Annotated in this window: 19 protein-coding genes; 11 read left to right on the forward strand and 8 right to left on the reverse strand. The window is 50.1% G+C overall.

Features of this window, described 5'->3' with window-relative positions:
• Nucleotide 1: 1 nt before the first annotated feature.
• From C2M35_RS06585 to C2M35_RS06600, 4 genes are all read left to right on the forward strand, one after another.
• The gene (locus tag C2M35_RS06585; protein WP_105264895.1) at nucleotides 2–385 is read left to right on the forward strand and encodes an ACT domain-containing protein; all 384 of its coding nucleotides are present in this window, start codon (nucleotides 2–4) and stop codon (nucleotides 383–385) included.
• Nucleotides 386–561: 176 nt separating this feature from the next.
• Nucleotides 562–909, forward strand: coding sequence for an ArsC family reductase (locus C2M35_RS06590; RefSeq protein ID WP_105264896.1), 348 nt, complete (start codon nucleotides 562–564; stop codon nucleotides 907–909).
• Between the two features lie 8 nt (nucleotides 910–917).
• The gene (gene dapE / locus C2M35_RS06595; protein ID WP_105264897.1) at nucleotides 918–2,045 is read left to right on the forward strand and encodes a succinyl-diaminopimelate desuccinylase; all 1,128 of its coding nucleotides are present in this window, start codon (nucleotides 918–920) and stop codon (nucleotides 2,043–2,045) included.
• Complete coding sequence (locus C2M35_RS06600; protein ID WP_105264898.1) at nucleotides 2,042–2,716, forward strand: M15 family metallopeptidase; 675 nt, start codon at nucleotides 2,042–2,044, stop codon at nucleotides 2,714–2,716. Before dapE ends, C2M35_RS06600 begins: the two co-directional genes overlap by 4 nt.
• Nucleotides 2,717–2,775: 59 nt before the next feature.
• On the opposite strand, the gene C2M35_RS06605 is transcribed toward C2M35_RS06600, so the two are convergent.
• Both C2M35_RS06605 and C2M35_RS06610 read right to left on the reverse strand, forming a co-directional pair.
• On the reverse strand, nucleotides 2,776–3,993 hold the full coding sequence (locus tag C2M35_RS06605) for a pyridoxal phosphate-dependent aminotransferase (protein ID WP_105199804.1): 1,218 nt from the start codon (nucleotides 3,991–3,993) through the stop codon (nucleotides 2,776–2,778).
• Nucleotides 3,994–4,067: 74 nt separating this feature from the next.
• Complete coding sequence (locus C2M35_RS06610) at nucleotides 4,068–4,421, reverse strand: Hpt domain-containing protein (RefSeq protein ID WP_105264899.1); 354 nt, start codon at nucleotides 4,419–4,421, stop codon at nucleotides 4,068–4,070.
• Between the two features lie 115 nt (nucleotides 4,422–4,536).
• Between C2M35_RS06610 and C2M35_RS06615 the strand changes: the two genes are divergently transcribed.
• Both C2M35_RS06615 and C2M35_RS06620 read left to right on the forward strand, forming a co-directional pair.
• Nucleotides 4,537–5,118 (forward strand): tRNA-uridine aminocarboxypropyltransferase, encoded by a 582-nt coding sequence (locus tag C2M35_RS06615; RefSeq protein ID WP_105199802.1) that lies wholly within the window; start codon nucleotides 4,537–4,539, stop codon nucleotides 5,116–5,118.
• Nucleotides 5,115–5,891, forward strand: coding sequence for a CLCA_X family protein (locus tag C2M35_RS06620; protein ID WP_105264900.1), 777 nt, complete (start codon nucleotides 5,115–5,117; stop codon nucleotides 5,889–5,891). The genes C2M35_RS06615 and C2M35_RS06620 overlap by 4 nt, the downstream gene beginning before the upstream one ends.
• A 67-nt stretch (nucleotides 5,892–5,958) precedes the next feature.
• Here the strand turns inward: C2M35_RS06620 and dcd are convergent, their stop codons facing one another.
• Nucleotides 5,959–6,549 carry a dCTP deaminase gene (gene dcd, locus C2M35_RS06625; protein WP_105264901.1) on the reverse strand — a complete coding sequence of 197 codons (591 nt, stop codon included), beginning with the start codon at nucleotides 6,547–6,549 and terminating at the stop codon, nucleotides 5,959–5,961.
• A 2-nt stretch (nucleotides 6,550–6,551) separates the two neighbouring features.
• Entirely contained in the window at nucleotides 6,552–7,637 is a 1,086-nt protein-coding gene (gene apbC, locus C2M35_RS06630) for an iron-sulfur cluster carrier protein ApbC (protein ID WP_105264902.1), read from the reverse strand.
• Nucleotides 7,638–7,805: 168 nt separating this feature from the next.
• Between apbC and metG the strand changes: the two genes are divergently transcribed.
• Entirely contained in the window at nucleotides 7,806–9,839 is a 2,034-nt protein-coding gene (metG, locus tag C2M35_RS06635; RefSeq protein WP_105264903.1) for a methionine--tRNA ligase, read from the forward strand.
• 52 nt (nucleotides 9,840–9,891) lie between these two features.
• Here metG and C2M35_RS06640 read toward each other — a convergent pair whose 3' ends face one another.
• Nucleotides 9,892–10,860 carry an NAD(P)H-quinone oxidoreductase gene (locus C2M35_RS06640; RefSeq protein WP_105264904.1) on the reverse strand — a complete coding sequence of 323 codons (969 nt, stop codon included), beginning with the start codon at nucleotides 10,858–10,860 and terminating at the stop codon, nucleotides 9,892–9,894.
• Between the two features lie 175 nt (nucleotides 10,861–11,035).
• On the opposite strand from C2M35_RS06640, the gene C2M35_RS06645 reads away from it, so the two are divergent.
• The 3 genes from C2M35_RS06645 (at nucleotide 11,036) to C2M35_RS06655 (ending at nucleotide 13,925) form a co-directional block, all read left to right on the forward strand.
• The gene (locus tag C2M35_RS06645) at nucleotides 11,036–12,277 is read left to right on the forward strand and encodes a DNA-binding protein (RefSeq protein ID WP_105199797.1); all 1,242 of its coding nucleotides are present in this window, start codon (nucleotides 11,036–11,038) and stop codon (nucleotides 12,275–12,277) included.
• Nucleotides 12,278–12,487: 210 nt separating this feature from the next.
• Nucleotides 12,488–13,420, forward strand: a complete 933-nt coding sequence (locus tag C2M35_RS06650; protein WP_105213530.1) for a LysR family transcriptional regulator — start codon at nucleotides 12,488–12,490, stop codon at nucleotides 13,418–13,420.
• Nucleotides 13,421–13,535: 115 nt separating this feature from the next.
• Complete coding sequence (locus tag C2M35_RS06655) at nucleotides 13,536–13,925, forward strand: hypothetical protein (RefSeq protein WP_105199795.1); 390 nt, start codon at nucleotides 13,536–13,538, stop codon at nucleotides 13,923–13,925.
• Between the two features lie 21 nt (nucleotides 13,926–13,946).
• Here the strand turns inward: C2M35_RS06655 and C2M35_RS06660 are convergent, their stop codons facing one another.
• Nucleotides 13,947–15,137 (reverse strand): isocitrate/isopropylmalate family dehydrogenase, encoded by a 1,191-nt coding sequence (locus C2M35_RS06660; protein WP_105264905.1) that lies wholly within the window; start codon nucleotides 15,135–15,137, stop codon nucleotides 13,947–13,949.
• A 209-nt stretch (nucleotides 15,138–15,346) separates the two neighbouring features.
• On the opposite strand from C2M35_RS06660, the gene C2M35_RS06665 reads away from it, so the two are divergent.
• The gene (locus tag C2M35_RS06665) at nucleotides 15,347–16,228 is read left to right on the forward strand and encodes a TIGR02285 family protein (protein ID WP_105264906.1); all 882 of its coding nucleotides are present in this window, start codon (nucleotides 15,347–15,349) and stop codon (nucleotides 16,226–16,228) included.
• A gap of 17 nt (nucleotides 16,229–16,245) precedes the next feature.
• Here the strand turns inward: C2M35_RS06665 and C2M35_RS06670 are convergent, their stop codons facing one another.
• Nucleotides 16,246–16,824, reverse strand: coding sequence for a YceI family protein (locus tag C2M35_RS06670; protein ID WP_267894731.1), 579 nt, complete (start codon nucleotides 16,822–16,824; stop codon nucleotides 16,246–16,248).
• A 1-nt stretch (nucleotide 16,825) separates the two neighbouring features.
• Nucleotides 16,826–17,380, reverse strand: coding sequence for a cytochrome b (locus tag C2M35_RS06675; RefSeq protein ID WP_105199792.1), 555 nt, complete (start codon nucleotides 17,378–17,380; stop codon nucleotides 16,826–16,828).
• Between the last annotated feature and the right edge of the window lie 103 nt (nucleotides 17,381–17,483).

Here is a 17,483-nt window from a genome sequence, read left to right on the forward strand (position 1 = left end):
TATGGCCAAACAAACGCTTCAATTACTCCCACATGAATTTACCATTCACAGCTTCGACAGCTCCGCTGCCATCCCGAATATTATTTTTCAAAGCGAGGTCTACTTTGTTGGTAAAACCGCCGAAGAGCTGTCCATCGTCTGTATCAGTGATATCGCGCTTGATAGTCTGGAGCAGGAGCCAGGTTGGGTGGCACTCGAAGTGCTGGGGCCACTAGGCTTTTCCCTTACCGGCATTTTATCGAACATCTCCGGGGTTCTGGCCCGGGCGAATATCTCCATCTTTGCCATTTCCACCTTTGATACGGATTACATCCTAGTTAAAGGCGTAGAGGCGAAAAACGCCATGAACTCGTTAAAAAAAGAAGGCTATAACGTACGTTCATAAAACATAGGCGCTGCGAAGAAATTGCTTATTTCGACCTGCGGCAGTTTAAATCTGCGCCCTTGACCGCTATCATGATCACTAATCTCGCGCCGTCGCCGCTGATTTGCTCTTGCTATCAACAGGTTGCGGCCAATGAATCCTTACTCTTTATCGGCAACTAAAGCTACAGACAGATTATGACCACTATTATGTACGGTATCAGCAACTGCGATACCATTAAAAAAGCAAAAAAACATTTAGAAAATAATAATGTAGATTACCAATTCCATGACTATCGCAAACAGGGCCTGGATTTAGCGCTACTTACTGAACTTGAAGCCCTGTTCGGCTGGGAAGCCATGGTTAATAAACGCGGCACCACATACCGCCAGCTCAGCGACGAGCAAAAGCAGCAGCTGAATAAGGAACTGGCCATGACCTTGATGCTGGAATCACCTGCCTTAATCAAACGCCCAATTCTGCGCACCGACGAGCATCATCTAATTGGCTTTAAGGCGGCGGAATACGACGCCATTTTTGCATAGGAAAGACTATGAGCGCAGTCATTGACTTGGCTAAAGACTTGATCCGCCGTCCTTCGGTAACCCCAAAAGACGAAGGCTGTCAGCATGTTATCGCCGAGCGTCTGGCAAAAATAGGCTTTACCAACGAGCCTATGTTTTTCATCGATACCCTTAACACCTGGTCGCGCAAGGGTCAGGGCAAGCCCAATGTGTGCTTTGCCGGCCATACCGATGTAGTGCCCGTGGGCGATGAAAAAAAATGGCGCTTTGAGCCATTTGCCGCCACCGAGCATGAGGGCTATTTGCATGGTCGCGGCGCCGCCGACATGAAGGGTTCCCTTGCCGCCATGGTGGTGGCGACCGAGCGTTTTGTTGCCAAGCATCCCGAACATAAGGGATCAATTTCCTTTTTGATCACCTCGGATGAAGAAGGCCCCTTTATCAACGGCACCACAAGGGTGATTGACACCCTGGAAGCGCGCAACGAGAAAATCGATATGTGTATTGTCGGCGAGCCCTCTTCCACCGACAAGCTCGGCGATGTAGTTAAAAATGGCCGCCGAGGCTCACTCACCGCGTATTTGACCGTTAAGGGCAAACAAGGTCATGTCGCCTATCCTCATTTGGCCGATAACCCGGTGCACCAGGCCAGCGGCTTTTTACAGGCCCTGTGTCAGGAAAAATGGGATGAGGGCAACGAATTTTTCCCTGCCACCAGCATGCAAATTTCCAATATCAATGCCGGTACGGGCGCGGGGAATGTGATCCCTGGCGAGCTGGAGATACAATTTAACTTTCGCTATAGCACAGAATTGACCGCCGAGCAGATTAAATCCCGCGTAGTGGCCCTGCTAGGTGAGCATAAGGTTAATTACGACCTCGATTGGACGCACAACGGCCAACCCTTTATCACCGAGCCCGGCGAGTTAACCGCAGCGGTACAAGGTGCCATTGAAGAGCAAATGGGCTATCAGGCCGAGCTGCAAACCAGTGGCGGCACCTCAGATGGCCGCTTTATTGCTCCCACAGGTGCTAAAGTGATTGAACTAGGCCCGCGTAACGCCACCATTCATCAGGTCGATGAATGTGTCAGTTGTGATGACCTGGAAAAACTGGCGCTGATCTACGAAGGGATCCTAAGGCGGCTGCTCACATGAGGCTCGCCTTGTGCGCCACCGGGCGCAGTGAAGAACACTTGTGTGACTGGCAAGGCCATAGCCTCAACCGAGAGGCACTGGCAGACTTCCAGCGCCTGCAACAAGGCGCTCAAGCCGATGGCATTGACTTGCGTATAGCCTCGGCGTTTCGCTCCTTTTCCCGCCAGGCGATGATTTGGAATAACAAGTATCAAGGTGTACGACCTGTTTTTGATGCCCAGCAGCAAGTGGTTGACCTGACTAGCCTGTCACCATTGGATCGCCTGCATGCCATTATGCTTTACTCGGCGCTGCCGGGTGCCAGCCGCCATCACTTCGGCAGTGATTTCGATGTCTGGGACCCAAGTGTGGTAGCCGAGGATTATCAATTGCAGCTAAGCCCGGATGAGTATGCCGACACCGGCCCCTTTGCCAACCTTAACCTCTGGCTAAGGGAGCATCTGCAGGAGTTTGGCTTTTATCGCCCCTATCTAAAATATCAGGGCGGTGTTGCCGCCGAGCCTTGGCATATCAGCCATATATCCAGTGCCGAGACATTACAAAACTGGCAAAATCCGAGCACCATAGCCGATGCCCTGATTGAATCTGAGGTGGCAGGGAAAGAAGTGATTATTACTCACCTTGATGAGCTCTATGAACGCTATGTTCTCACACTCTGCGACCCAGAATAAAGACTTCATAAAAAGCAAAAAGCAGCGCCAGTGCGCTGCTTTTCTTAAATTCTAACTTACTACTCTTGTTTATAACGCTCAAAGAAGCGACCTAAGCGCTGCATCGCCGGTTCCAACTCATCCTTATGAGGCAGAAATACAACACGGAAGTGATCCGGCTCCGGCCAGTTAAAACCGCGGCCATGCACCAAGAGGATTTTTTCCTGTCTCAGCAGATCAAGCACCATGGTTTCATCATTGGTGATATTAAAGCGCTTGGTATCCACCTTGGCAAAAGCATAAAGCGCGCCCTGTGGCTTCACACAACTAACTCCCTGAATATCGTTTAATCCCTTCCAGGCAATATTGCGCTGCTCGTATAAACGACCGCCGGGTTCGATTAGCGCATCGATGGACTGCACCCCACCCAAAGCCTGTTGCACCGCGTATTGGGCTGGCACATTGGCACATAAACGCATGGAGGCCAGCATGTCTAAGCCCTGAATCAGATCGCTCATGCGCTGCGTTGGTCCGCTCAACACCATCCAGCCGATGCGCAGGCCAGCGGCGCGATAGGTTTTCGCCAAGCCGTTAAAGGTGATCACTGGTACATCGTCGCACAAGGAGGCGATGGAACTATGACTGGTTCCGTCATAAAGAATCTTTTCGTAAATCTCATCGCTCAATAACAGTAAATTATGTTCGCGAGCCAAAGTGATTAACTCAAGCAAGAGGTCGTTGCTGTACACAGCACCGGTTGGGTTATTCGGGTTAATAAGCACCAGGGCCTTGGTTCTGGAGGTAATTTTGCTGCGAATATCTTCGATATCCGGAAACCAGTCCTGTTGCTCATCGCAGCGATAATGCACCGCCTTACCGCCGGCCAAGGTGACACAAGCGCTCCACAGGGGATAATCCGGCGCCGGGATGAGGATTTCATCGTCATTATTCACCAGTGCCTGGGTGACCATTTGGATAAGCTCACTGACACCATTGCCGATAAAAATATTGTCTATGCTGAGGTTATGCAAACCGCGCTGTTGATAGTGCTGATAAACCGCCACTCGCGCCGAATACAGACCCTTGGAGTCGCAATAGCCCTGCGCCGAGCTTAGGTTGCGGATAATATCTTTAAGCATGTCTTCGGGCATATCAAAGCCGAAGGCCGCAGGATTACCGATGTTAAGCTTAAGTACCTTTTGCCCTTCATCTTCCATGGCCTTGGCTGCAGCCAACACGGGTCCACGAATATCGTAGCAAACCCCATGTAACTTCTGACTTTTTAATATTTCTGACATGCCTTCCCCCTTATGATTATTACCGTTAGATTATCGGCACAAGAGGGAAATAGCTATATGCGAAATGCCCTTATCTATGAATTAATTTCAATTTGTTGTTGCCACTGTTTGATCAGCACAATACTTTGCTCTATGACACTGGGAAGCGCATCGATTTGCGCCTGTATAGCTTGATGCTCACCCTGGCTCAAACCATGCTCTATGATGCGCGCCATATCCGCCAAGGTGACGGCGCCAAATTGGGCGGCGTTGGATTTTAAACTATGGATATTGCGAATGGCATCGCTTTGCTCACTGCCCAGCGCTTCTTGAAAGGCACTATGTAAGCGGCTGAATTCACTGAAACAAAACACTAAGATCTCATCGAAATGCTCGCCGAGTAAATCATGCATCGCCATCAAGGCCGATTCATCAATTTTTATATCCATACTGCCTTTTCCTTTGGTCTTCAGTGTCCAGCCCGAGGATAGCAAATGCGCAACTTGGAGCAAATAGCTAAAACCAGTACAATAACGCCATATATCAGTAAAACCCTCTGTTACTATGGCTCGCCTTCTTTGTTCTCACTGTCATTACCCACCCAGCAGCTGTGTTTGCCCCTTTGTCACCAAGGTAAACAACCGCATTAAGCTTTGGGTTTTACAACATCCTCATGAACAGAAGCAGGCCAAAAGCACCACCCCCTTGTTGCAACTGGGTTTGACCAATATGCAGCTGTGTGTGGGCGAGCACCCTGAGGATTTTTCCGAAGTGCGCGCCATTGCCGATAAAGCCTGTGCGCTCTTATATCCCACTGACACAGCGGAGCCGGTGGAACAATGCACCGCCCCCATTGAGCATATTATTGTCCTCGATGGCACCTGGAGTAAGGTGCATAGGTTATGGCAACAAAACCCCTGGCTACATAAGCTGAAGGCGTTGAGTTTTGCCCAGGTTCCTGCCAATCGCTACCATATTCGCAAGGCCAACCGTGAGCAAAGCCTGTCAACGCTTGAGGCCAGCGCCTATTGTTTGGCGCAATTAGAAGGGCTCGACACTCACCCCTTGCTGCACTTGCTTGATGGTTTTGTCACCATGCAAACCAAGCAGATGCCCGCCGCCGTTAAGCAGCGTTATCAAAAATGACCTCGTCGCTTATGGACCACAAGTACCGCCGTGGTCCGGATTATCGCTTTGGCGTGGATGTGGATTTCAGTGAAGTGCGTACCACCTTTGGCCTGCGTGCCATCAGTGTGGGGCGCTGGGTCAATAACGAAGAGCGCCAAAGAGCCGCCAACCTGGTTTATGATGCCTTAGCGGATCTCACCCAAATACTGGCCGTTCCCCCGCAAGTCATTGGCCTGCGTCAAACCTTAACCCTGGCCTTTGCTCAGGGCGGCCGCCTTGGGGTTCAAGCCCACTACCAAAGCAGCACCCGCACCCTGGCCTTGGCGAAAAACGCCGGCAGTGGCGCCTTTGCCCATGAATGGTGGCATGCGTTTGATCATTACATCAGTCGTTTTTTATTTACCGGGCCAACATCCCAGCGTGCGTTTGCCAGCAAACTCTGGCTGACCCGGGATGACTATAATCCACACCGGCTTAATCAACCCCTGTTACAGCTCTTAGAGCACATCCTGTTAAACGAGCAGAGCACAGATAGCTCCGCCTATTTAAAGCGCTGTGCTCTACTTGATGCCAGTGCCGGTCAATATTACCTGGCCATGCCAGAAGAGCTGAGCGCTCGCGCATTTGAGCACTATGTGCAAAATGCCGAGATAAAAAACCAGTATTTGGTCAGTGGTACCAAGCAGGGGGAGTTGGCAAAGCTGGGCGCTTACCCTAAGGAGGAAGAGGCGGCAAAACTGGCGCCGTGTTTTCGGGAATATTTTGCTATTTTAGGGCAATCGCTCGGATAAAAATAAACCGCCCCGAAGATCAGGGCGGTATACATAGTAAAGGTAAAGACCTAAGCTTTAGGCTGACTTATTGCTGGCCTTCATCGCCAATGCGACTTGCCAGGGCACTGTTTTGCCCCTTGTATTTGGCATCGGCGCGAGCGTTATAGGGCTTTTCCGCCGGGCTTGAAAGGGTTTCAAAGCTCAGCGCACCGATTTTCATATTCGGGCGCAGCGCCAGTGGCAGCTTGCCGGAATTACAGAACTCAAGCACGATATTGCCGCTCCAGCCCGGGTCGATGCGGTGCGCGGTCACATGCACCATCAAACCCAAACGGGCCAATGACGAGCGACCGTCGAGCCAGCCGACGATATCAGCCGGCAAGGTCACAGATTCATAGGTAATGGCCAAGGCCAGCTCGCCCGGGTGCAGGAAAAACGCATCGCCCTCTTTGATGACGATTTCATCGCTCATAATGGACTCCATCGCCGCGTTAAGCTGCTCTTTAGGGCCGCTTAAGTCTACATACGGCGCGCAGTGATCCTGAAACACGCGAAATTTATTACCCAAACGCAAATCGACGCTGACGCCTGAGATCATCTGCTCGTCGGGCTGCGGAGTGATCACGATGCGCTGATCGTTTAGGTATTCTTTTATATGGGTATCTGATAAACGCATGGTTAGTCGTCCGTTATAATAATGTCTACGCCCTGCTGAGCGCCTTGTTGATAATAAAGCTGACTGGCGCATAGGCGCGCCGCCGCGGCAAAATAGGCAGCCATATCCTGATAGTCGTCGCTCAGGTCACCGCCTTGTTCGGAGCACTGACGAATTTCCATCGCCAGCGGTAATTGCGCCAAAATAGGCACACCATAGCGCTGGGATAGCTGTAGCGCACCGTCGGCGCCGAAAATATGGCTCGACTCGCCACAATGGGGGCATTGGAATTGACTCATGTTTTCCATCAAACCAATAATGGGCACGCTCACCTTATTGAACATGGCCACCCCTTTTTGCGCGTCGGCCAGGGCTAAATCTTGGGGTGTGGTGATGATCACCGCTCCCGATGCCGGTACCTTTTGCGACATGGTCAGCTGAATATCGCCGGTACCCGGTGGCATATCGACAATCAGATAATCCAGCTCGCCCCACTGGGTCTCATTCAACAGTTGTACCAGGGCCTGGGATGCCATGGGCCCGCGCCATACGGTGGCATCGTCCGGGTCCACCAAAAAGCCGATAGACTGGGCTTTTAGACCATGGGCTTCCATGGGCAGCAGGGTTTTCTCGTCTTTGGCCTGAGGTTTCTGACCTTGCAGACCCAGCAATAAGGGAATAGAAGGACCATAAATATCGGCGTCAAGGATGCCGACTCGGGCACCTTCATGGCACAGTGCCATGGCCAAATTGACGGCACAGGTTGATTTACCCACACCACCTTTGCCGGAGGCCACCATAATAATGTGTTTAATGTTGGCAAAACGCGGTTTTTCCGCCAACTGCACTTCAATGTCCACCTGTATCTGGCGGCTCAATTGCTCGCTTAGAAAAGCACCGAGTTCCGGCGCTTCCTGGGCACAGGCGAAGGGCATAACAAGCCTGCATAAACCTTGCTCACTGCTGGCCTGTACCGCGGTCTCTGGCACCCCTACGGGAAAGGCGGCGCTACGATAGCGACCCAGATGTTGTCTATATTCTTCCTGCCATTGTGAACCCCGGCGTTTTGAAAACAAAGAGGGTTTTTTACCTGAGCCTAATCCAAACATAGTAACTGCATAAATAATTAAAGAAGCGTAATGAAATGTGCCGCCAAATTATGTAACATTCAGGGCATTAACACCAGTCTATTCACCCTAGGCAACGAAACTTCATCGCGCTACAGCGCCTTGAGTCGATGATCTGGGTGAGCCTATCTGAGATGGAATAAGCACCTTATGGCAAAGAGAAAAATTCTCATTACAAGCGCCCTGCCTTATGCAAACGGTCCTACACACCTGGGTCACATGCTTGAGTACATTCAAACCGATATTTGGGCTCGCTTTCAAAAGTCCCAAGGACATGAAACCTATTATGTGTGTGCGGACGATGCCCACGGCACGCCGATCATGCTTAACGCACAGAAGCAAGGGATCAGCCCTGAGGAAATGGTTGCCAAGGTTAGCGTTGAACGCCAACGTGACTTTGCCGATTTTAATATCGAGTTTGATAACTACCACAGCACCCACTCGGATGAGAATAAGGCGCTAAGCGAACTTATTTATAACCGCCTTAACGACGGTGGCTATATTAAAAAGCGCACCATCTCGCAGTTGTTCGACCCGGAAAAACAAATCTTCCTACCGGATCGCTTCGTAACCGGCACCTGCCCAAGCTGTGATGCAGAAGACCAAAACGGCGACAGCTGTGATGTCTGTGGCGCCACCTACTCGCCGACTGAACTGAAATCACCACGCTCTGCGATGTCAGGCGCCACCCCAGTGCTGCGCGACTCGGAGCATTATTTCTTCGACCTGCCTGCCTTTGAAGGCATGCTTAAAGGTTGGCTGCATTCGGGCAGTATTCAAGAAGAGATGGCCAACAAGCTTGACGAGTGGTTTGCCGATGGCCTGCAGCAGTGGGATATCAGCCGCGATGCGCCTTATTTCGGTTTTGAAATCCCAGGCGCACCGGGTAAATACTTCTATGTGTGGTTGGACGCCCCTATCGGCTATATGGCCAGCTTTAAAAACCTGTGTGATAAAAACGGTATCGACTTTGATGCCTTTTGGCGCGAAGATTCCGACGCTGAGCTGTATCACTTTATCGGTAAAGACATTATTTACTTCCACAGCCTGTTTTGGCCGGCCATGCTTGAAGGCGCCGGTTTTAGAAAGCCAACCAATGTCTTCGCCCATGGTTTTGTAACCGTCAATGGCGCCAAGATGTCTAAGTCAAAAGGCACCTTTATTAAGGCTCGTACTTACCTGGATCATCTCGACCCTGAATACTTGCGTTATTACTTTGCCGCGAAACTAAGCGGTGGCATTACCGATTTGGATTTAAACCTGGAAGATTTCGCCCAGCGCGTTAACTCAGATCTTGTCGGTAAGGTAGTAAATATCGCCAGCCGCTGTGCCGGTTTTATCACTAAAAAGTTCGATGGCAAGCTAAGTGACACCAATGCCGAGCCGGCCCTGCTGGCCGAGTTTGCGGCGGCCAAAAACGCCATCGCCGAGCACTATGAAAACCGTGAATTTGGTCGTGCGGTACGCACCATTATGGCTCTGGCCGATAAAGCCAACCAATATATTGATGCACAAGCACCTTGGGTTCTGGCTAAAAACGAAGACACCGCGCAGCAAGCCCATGAGGTATGCAGCGTTGGCTTAAATCTGTTCCGTATCCTGATGACTTATTTGCGCCCAATTTTACCGGGCATGGCCGCCAATGTTAGCGACTTCTTAAACGATGACCTGGCATGGGATGGTGTCGATAAGCCGCTATTGGGTCAGCCTATCAACAAATTTAAAGCGCTGATGCAGCGTGTTGAAATGGATAAGGTTAATACCATGGTCGATGAATCGAAAGAAAGCCTGGCGCCACAAAGCCAAGCACTAGAGCAAATAGCCGACAACGGCGAGTTGAAAAAAGATCCGCTGGCGGATGAGATCGAGTTTGATGACTTTGCCAAGGTAGACCTGCGCGTAGCCCTCATCGCCAATGCCGAGCATGTTGAAGGTGCCGATAAGCTGCTTAAGCTCACCCTGGATCTGGGTGGTCAGCAACGTCAGGTATTTTCCGGCATTAAATCTGCGTACAGCCCAGAGCAGCTGATTGGCAAACTAACTGTGATGGTTGCCAACCTGAAGCCGCGTAAGATGCGCTTTGGTCTTTCTGAAGGCATGGTGCTTGCGGCAGGCCCTGGCAAGGATGAAATCTACCTGCTGGAACCTCATGACGGCGCCAAGCCAGGTATGCGAGTGATGTAAACTCCTCACCAGTCAGTACAATGATTAAAGGCCAGCATAATGCTGGCCTTTTCTATTTATGCACCAAGATCACCTTGCCTATATTGGCGTTTTGCGCCAAACGCTGATGGGCTTGATCCGCATCCCTCCAAGGGTAAACCGAGTCGATCACAGGCGTTAACTCACCACTGAGCATGCCCGCTTCGCACCTTTGATGCAGCTCCTTAACCAAAACCGATTTATACTCGCTGCTGCGATTACGCAAGGTAGAGCCGATTATGGATGCACGCTTTTGTAATACCCTGGCGATATCCAGTTGCTGACAATAACGCCCGCCGAGCATGGCTAAAATGACGATTTTGCCGTCCTGAGCCAAAACCTTAAGATTGGCATTAAGGTAGTCACCGGCAACCGGATCTATCACCAAGTCGGCATTCAAACCCTCGGCGCGCATTTGTTCCCACCAATCGTTTTGACGATAGTTTATCGCCACATCTGCACCAAGTTGCAAGCAAGCCTGGCGTTTTTGCTCATTACCCACAGTGACCACCACCTTGGCGCCAAAATACTTGGCCAACTTGATCGCAGCAGTGCCAACTCCACTGGCGCCACCATGAACCAAGAGGGTGTGCCCGGCGCCAAACCCAGGATACTGGCGCAGAGCATCATAGGCGGTTAAAAACACCTCACAGAAGCCCGCCCCTTCCAAGGCGCTAAATTTAGAAGGTAGCGTCAGACAGTGACCCTGATCCACGGCCACAAACTGACCATAACCGCCGCCAGCACATAGCGCCATCACCTGTTGACCCAGCCATTTATTGTCGGCTCCTTCACCTAGGGCGACCACTTCACCACACACTTCTAAGCCTAAAGTAGGGCTGTCCCCGGGTGGTGGCGGATAATGACCCTGACGCTGCAATAAATCGGCGCGATTAACGCCCGCAGCACGCACTTTTATCAGTAATTGCTCTTTTTTTGCCTGAACCCTTGCTGACTCAACTATAACTAGCTGTTTATTTTCATTTAAATCAATTGTTAGCATTGTGTAATACCAAATTGTCGTAGTATGATTGAGGTAGTACCTGTTAGGATAGAACTACAACTAAAATAGTAATTATGAGCCGCTGCTGAGAAATTAACTAGAATATTTTTATTAGAATTTCTGATCAGCCGCAGTTTTAATGCTATCCTAAAAAATCTGCTGGGAGGATAGATTGATGACTCAATATAATGAAATTAAAACCGTTTGTGATGAGTTACATCGCGCCGGTACGCCAATCACACTGGAAGTTTTATTACAACGTGTTAACGGAGAACGCTCTAGCGTGCTTGAACATTACCGCCAATGGCGCAGCGAAGACCGCTCCGCTCGTCCACAAGATACAGAGCAGCCACCCAAGGTAAGCGATATGGAAGTTGAGTTTTCAGAACAATTTGTGCAAGCCTTCAGGGCACAGTCTCAGGCTTTTGCCAATGCCCAGCTAGCCCCGGTACAGGCACGGCTAGAAGAAATGGTTCAGGCCGAGCAACTCGCAGTGCAAAGCCTGGATAACTTGCAGCAGCAATATCAGAAACTATCCCAGCAAAATGAAGAATTAAATGACAAGATTGCCGCTCGTCAGGAGCAAATTGATACGCAAGCTGCCGAATTAGAGCAGCATAAAAATCAATTGGCCGGCGTTGAACAGCAACTTGAAGAAGCCCAGTCAGAAAACGAACAAAAAATTGCGACTCTGAAACAGCGTATCGATAACTTCGATAATGATTATGCAGCCCTTGCCCAAGAGCGTGATGAATTACTGCAACAACGTGACGAGCTTGCGCATAAGCACAACCAGCTAGAGCAGGAAAAATCTGACATCGACGTGCAAATCGAACGTTTGCAACAGCAGTTAGAAGAGCAACAGCCTTTAGTTGAGCGCATGAAGACTGAAAACAGCATGCTCAAAGAGCAAAGCGCCATTGCCGCCAAGCACCAAGAGAGCCAGCGCGAAGACATTCGTCAGCTGCGTGAGCAAAACAAGGCGCAAACTCAAGAGCTGCAAGAACTTAAAGAAACCCATACACAAGCCCAGCAGGACAATGAAAAACTGCATGAGCAGGTGCGTTTCTTAAAGAATAACTCGGCGTCCACCATTGAGCGTTTGACCGCCAGTAACGATCAATTCCAGCAAAAGATCAAAGAGCTTGAAGATCGCCTAGCGAATAAAGACTCTGAAGCTCAGGGTATTATTGATGAGAATAAACGCCTAGGCGAACAAATCACCTTCTTGAAGCAAAATTCAACTTCAACGCTGGAGCGCTTGTCTAAAAGTGCTACCCTGGCGCAAAGCCGTCTTAGCGAGTTGGAATCAAGCCTGGCTGAAACCCATGCCGAGCTTGAGCGTTTGCGTTCGGAGGACGACGAAGAAGCAAAAAAGTACATGGGTGATGGCATGAGCTCAGCCCAAAGAGCATAAAGACTAAGGCGCCGAGTAGGCGCCTTTTAACTAATTATGCCCTCTGCCATCACCGCAACTTTTCTCCCCTTACTTCCTTTTTCTGCTATTCCAAGCAGCGGCGAATAATCACTATCAGCAATGAAAATACCTTAAGCCGTTGCTGTGGTTAGCTTTATTCCAGCAGCTAGGATAGAGTATTAGGTACCTCTATTTTTTTGTGTCTATAGCATGAACTTACGTCAGGTCGATCTCAATCTGTTGGTGTATTTGCATATCCTTATCGAGGAGCGCAGCGTCTCTGCGGCAGCAAACCGGCTGGCACTGACACAAAGTGCCATGAGTAACGCCCTGAAACGGCTGCGCGATCTGTTTGGCGACCCTTTATTGGTTCGCAGTGGCAGTGTCATGATGTGCACCGAAAAAGCCCTGGCTTTGCAGCCCCAGTTAGAACACTTTCTGACCCTGGCGCAGGCTATCACCACACAAGAACAAGACTTTGACCCAAGCAGCAGCGAACATACCTTTCGCATTATGGCCAATGAGTTTTTGGTGGCTTCCTTGCTCGTGCCCTTTATTAGCGAGGTGCTCAGTGCCTATCAGGGCATTAATATCGACCTCATTAACCCCAGCGATGTCACCCTCAGTGAGCTTGAGCATGGTCAGGTCGATATCGCCATCGATCGCTTTACCCGTATGCCCGCCTCATTTCATCAGGCCACCCTGTGGCGGGATAACTATTGCTGCCTGAGTGCACAGCAGCACCCGCTGCAACAACGTCTGGATCTTGAAACCTATCTGGCCAGCCCGCATGTCTGGCTTAACCGCAGCGGTTTTGGTCCAGAGCCGATGATAAAAAACCGCGAGCCGCAAAAATTAGGCTGGGTTGATCAAGCCCTGGTGCAACTGGGCGAGCGTCGCAATATTCGCGTCTACGCCCGCCATCACAGCCTGATCCCCTCACTCTGTGCTAACTCACAACTAATAGCCACCCTGCCGAGACGCTTAGCGGAGCATATTATCGCCACCAGCAACGCGCCTTTGGCCCTGTGCGCCGTACCCTTCCCCATAGTCCCCATTGGCGTATCCATGCTCTGGAGCCCATTGGTGCACCATAGCCCGGCCCATATTTGGCTAAGACAACAATTGCAGCGGTACACCTAAGACTCAAACAGATAATTTACAGCATCAATACCAAAAATCGATATCATCCATTTCATTAATAGAGTGTTTGGCCCTAAGGTAAATATATAGCAACAACAAGCCGATGGAGGCACCCATGCTAAGACGCCAATACAAACACTACGACTGCATTCATATTAATACCGAGTTAGATCTATTTATTCGCACTCAGCTGCAAGCCTGTGCTTCGCCCATGAACCTTGAAGAATTTTATCAAGCCTTGGCACAGCTTAACGATGAGTTTGGTGGCCGCTGCCGCGCCTGTGGCGACAACAGTGTGACCTTGGATGCGCTACGCGAGCACTACCCGAATGCCGCCAGTGTCAACAACACACAAGCGGATATTCTTGATGAAAACAACTGCCCCATTCCGGTCTCCATGCTGTTTATCCTGCTTGATGAACTTGGTCTGGCACCGCGATTAGGCAGCAAGGACGCCGCCCGCATACGTGCTCGCCAATTGCTCCAAGGTGCGATTGCCGCTTAACAAAAACAACCAAGGCTTTGTTTAGCATGGCAAGGCCTTAATTATGGCGGCGATCACCTCTTTTGTGGGTACGCCCTGCTCGAGACTACTGCGCGTATCAAGTTGAAACAGCTGTTCATGGATGGCAACCACCTCAGTCAAAGCGGCAAACAGGCTTGATGCCGCCACGTCCAACTGCAAGTGCTCTAACATCAAGACCGCCGCCCAAACACTGGCACAGGGATTGGCCAGGCCGCTACCGGCAATACGCCGAAACGGCCCGTGACTGGGCTCAAACAAGGCCAGCTCCTGGTTGCAATTGACGCTCGGGATGATCCCCACGCCACCGACCAGGGACGCAGCTAAATCAGCGATAAGATCTCCTGCCAGGTTATTGCACACCATCACATCAAAACTGCCAGCCTGCTGCGGCAGTCGCTGCATCACCTGATCCAACATCATCTGCTCAACCTGTATCTGAGTGCCATCAGCACCGGGCAAAAGATAGTGCTGCTGACAATCACTTACTGTCAGTTGATAATCTTTACGCAGGTAATCGAGCGCCCAGCGTTGGAATTGGCCTTCGGTGAGCTGCCAGGCATTACTTTTATGCACCAAGGTGATTTTTTTTCGCCGCTGGCTAATGGCATAGTCGGCGGCTTGTTTTATCAGCCGCTCGGTGGCCGCTTGTGAGCAGTTTTTAATGGCCAGAGCGCAGTTATCGACAAAGCGTAGCCTATGGTAGCCGAGCTCCTGCTCCAATACCTCAATCAAACGTGCTGCATCCGGGCTATTGGCTGCCAGCTCGATACTGGCAAAGCTATCTTCACTGCATTCGCGAAAGACCACCAAATCTATGCCGTCGGGATTTTTGAGCGGCGAAGGTAAACCGGGTAAGGCCTTGATCACCCGCATATTGCAAAACAGATCCAGCTCTTCACGCAGGGCAATGTTAAGCGAGCGAAAGCCACCCCCAATGGCACTACTCATGGGCCCTTTCAATGCTACCTTAAGTTCACGCAGCGCTGATATGGTGGCCTGTGGGAACCATTCACCATCCCCCTCTCGGGCCGCCTGCTCGCCAAGTAATAACGGCTGCCAGCTAATTATCTGTCTGCCGTCATAACAGCGCTCGAGTACAAGATCCACTAACCCTCGTACCAAGGGCATCACATCGGGGCCTATGCCATCACCATCTATATAGGCGACCGCTAAACTTTGCTGCTGGGTCATAAGGGCGCTCCTGGTCACTTTTTTTAAGTTATACCAAGGTCTTAGTTACTTGGCTAATTTCAGGCTAGCGTATTGATTATTCATCATATTAATAGCCAGGCAGGAGATTATAGCTGGGCCTAACATTTACATTTTTATATATATTTCATGGGTCTAAAATTATAGCGGTGCTAGACTCAAAAGGTTGATTAGTATTAGCGGTAACTTGTATGCGGTATCTAAGACATGGTTTACAACAAGCTTTTCGGCAGCGACCTTGGCAACGTCTAACCCTAGGGATCGCCCTGCTTCTTTCCAGCACAGCTTACGGGATAAACAGCAACAGTATTACCTGGCTCACCCTAGATTTCGAACCCTACTATATTTTCAATGGCACCAATGTCGGCCAAGGGCGCGATGAACAAGTGATCCACTTACTCCAGCAGCGGTTGCCGGAGTATGACTTTAAATATATGGCCATCCCCAGCAGCCATTTATTGACCGAGCTGCGCCATAAGCAAAGCACCTATTGTTTATTATCCCTGTATAAAACCGAGCAACGACGCTCTGAATTACACTTTAGCGAACAGTATTCCACCATAGGTTTATCACCGGCTCTGGTGATGCACAAAGAAGTGGCACAAAAACTGGGCTTAACCCCGGGCGCACCTCAGTCTCTGACCCATTTGCTGAGCGAGCATCATCTGCGTTTAGGCCTGCCCATGGGACGCTCCTACGGCAATGAGCTGGATACTGTGATAGGCCAGGTACCTAAATCCCAGTTAACAACCCGACCCGGGCGCGATGTGCTTGCCAGCCTCACCTATATGCTGGCCAAAAAACGTCTCGATATCTTGCTAAGTTATCCCAGCGAATTTCAATATCTAAGCGAGAAAATGGGTTTAGATGAGCAACTCAGTATTTTCCCTATCACTGAAGCGCCGGCCCTAAGCTATGGCTATATCGCCTGCAGTAACAATGAATTAGGAAAACAACAGTTAAAAGTATTGGCACCGGCACTGCAGCAGGTGGTGGCAAGCGACACCTACAAGGATGTGATGTTGCAATGGTTGCCCACGGCATTAAGACCACGCCTACAACAAGCGCTGTAGGCGTGTTAGAAAGGAGGTTATTTACGCACGCCTTCGATAGACAATTCAATTTCCACATGGGTCGAGGCCGGCCCCAGGTCTTGATCTATGCCATAATCGGCCAGGGCAAAGCGTGTGTGGCCGCTAAAGCCGGCGCGATAGCCACCCCAAGGATCTTTGCCTTCTCCCACCTTGGTTACATCAAAGCTGATAGGTTTTGTCACGCCATTTAGGGTGAATTCACCGCTTACCTTGGCATTATCAGCATCAGTAAACTCAATATTGGTGCTAGTAAAGGTGGCCGTTGGGTGTTTTTTCACATTGAGGAAATCACCGCTGCGCAAATGTTTATCACGCTCGGCATGATTTGAGTCGATACTGGCGGTGTCGATCACCACCTTGATTTTGGACTCATTCGGCTTTTGCGCATCATAGCTGAAGTCGCCAGAAAAAGTGTTAAAGCGGCCATGTAACCAGCTATAGCCAAGATGTTGAATTTTGAAATTCACAAAAGCATGGGCACCTTGGGTATCGATAACATAATCCGCCGCGCTGGCAGCACCACTGGCGGCCATCATGGCTGCAGCCAGAGTTAGTTTAGTTAGAGCTTTATTCACATTAATCTCCTTTTTTCGCTTTCAACATACGCACTAGGGTATGATCGCGATTAATAAAATGGTGTTTAAGGGCCGCCAAGGCATGTAAACCAGCAAGAATCACCAGGCTCCAGGCCGCGTATTCGTGCACCATGCCAGCAATATCTTCTTGGTTGTCAACAAACTCCCCTAGCGAAGGAACGCTAAACAAGGAAAAAACCTCAATACCGCGGCCATCTGCCGTAGATATAAGATAGCCAGAAATAAGTATCACCACCAATATCAGGTACAAAATGATATGCACCCAGTGGGCAAAACGATTTTGCCATATTAAGCTGCGGTCCACCGGCTGAGGTCGCGCCTGAGTTAAACGCCAGACCAAACGCAGCACCAACAGCATTGCTAAGGTCAGGCCTATGCTTTTATGCAAATCAACCGACCCTTTATACCAGCTGTCGTAATAGCTTAACTCGACCATATACAGGCCTAAGCCAAAAAGCCCAAAGACGGCGATGGCCATCAACCAATGCAAGGCAATGTGCATCCAGCCATAACCATGCTCAGTATTATTCAACATACTTCTTACTCCTTAGGGTCTGTTGACCTTTGTTGTTCGTTTCTGCAGCAGTTTGTAGTGTATTTATACAAGGCGGCACATGTGTGGTGTAGTTATTCTACAT

Origin of the sequence: Pseudoalteromonas sp. T1lg76 (assembly GCF_002964725.1) — a bacterium.
Lineage (GTDB): Bacteria > Pseudomonadota > Gammaproteobacteria > Enterobacterales > Alteromonadaceae > Pseudoalteromonas.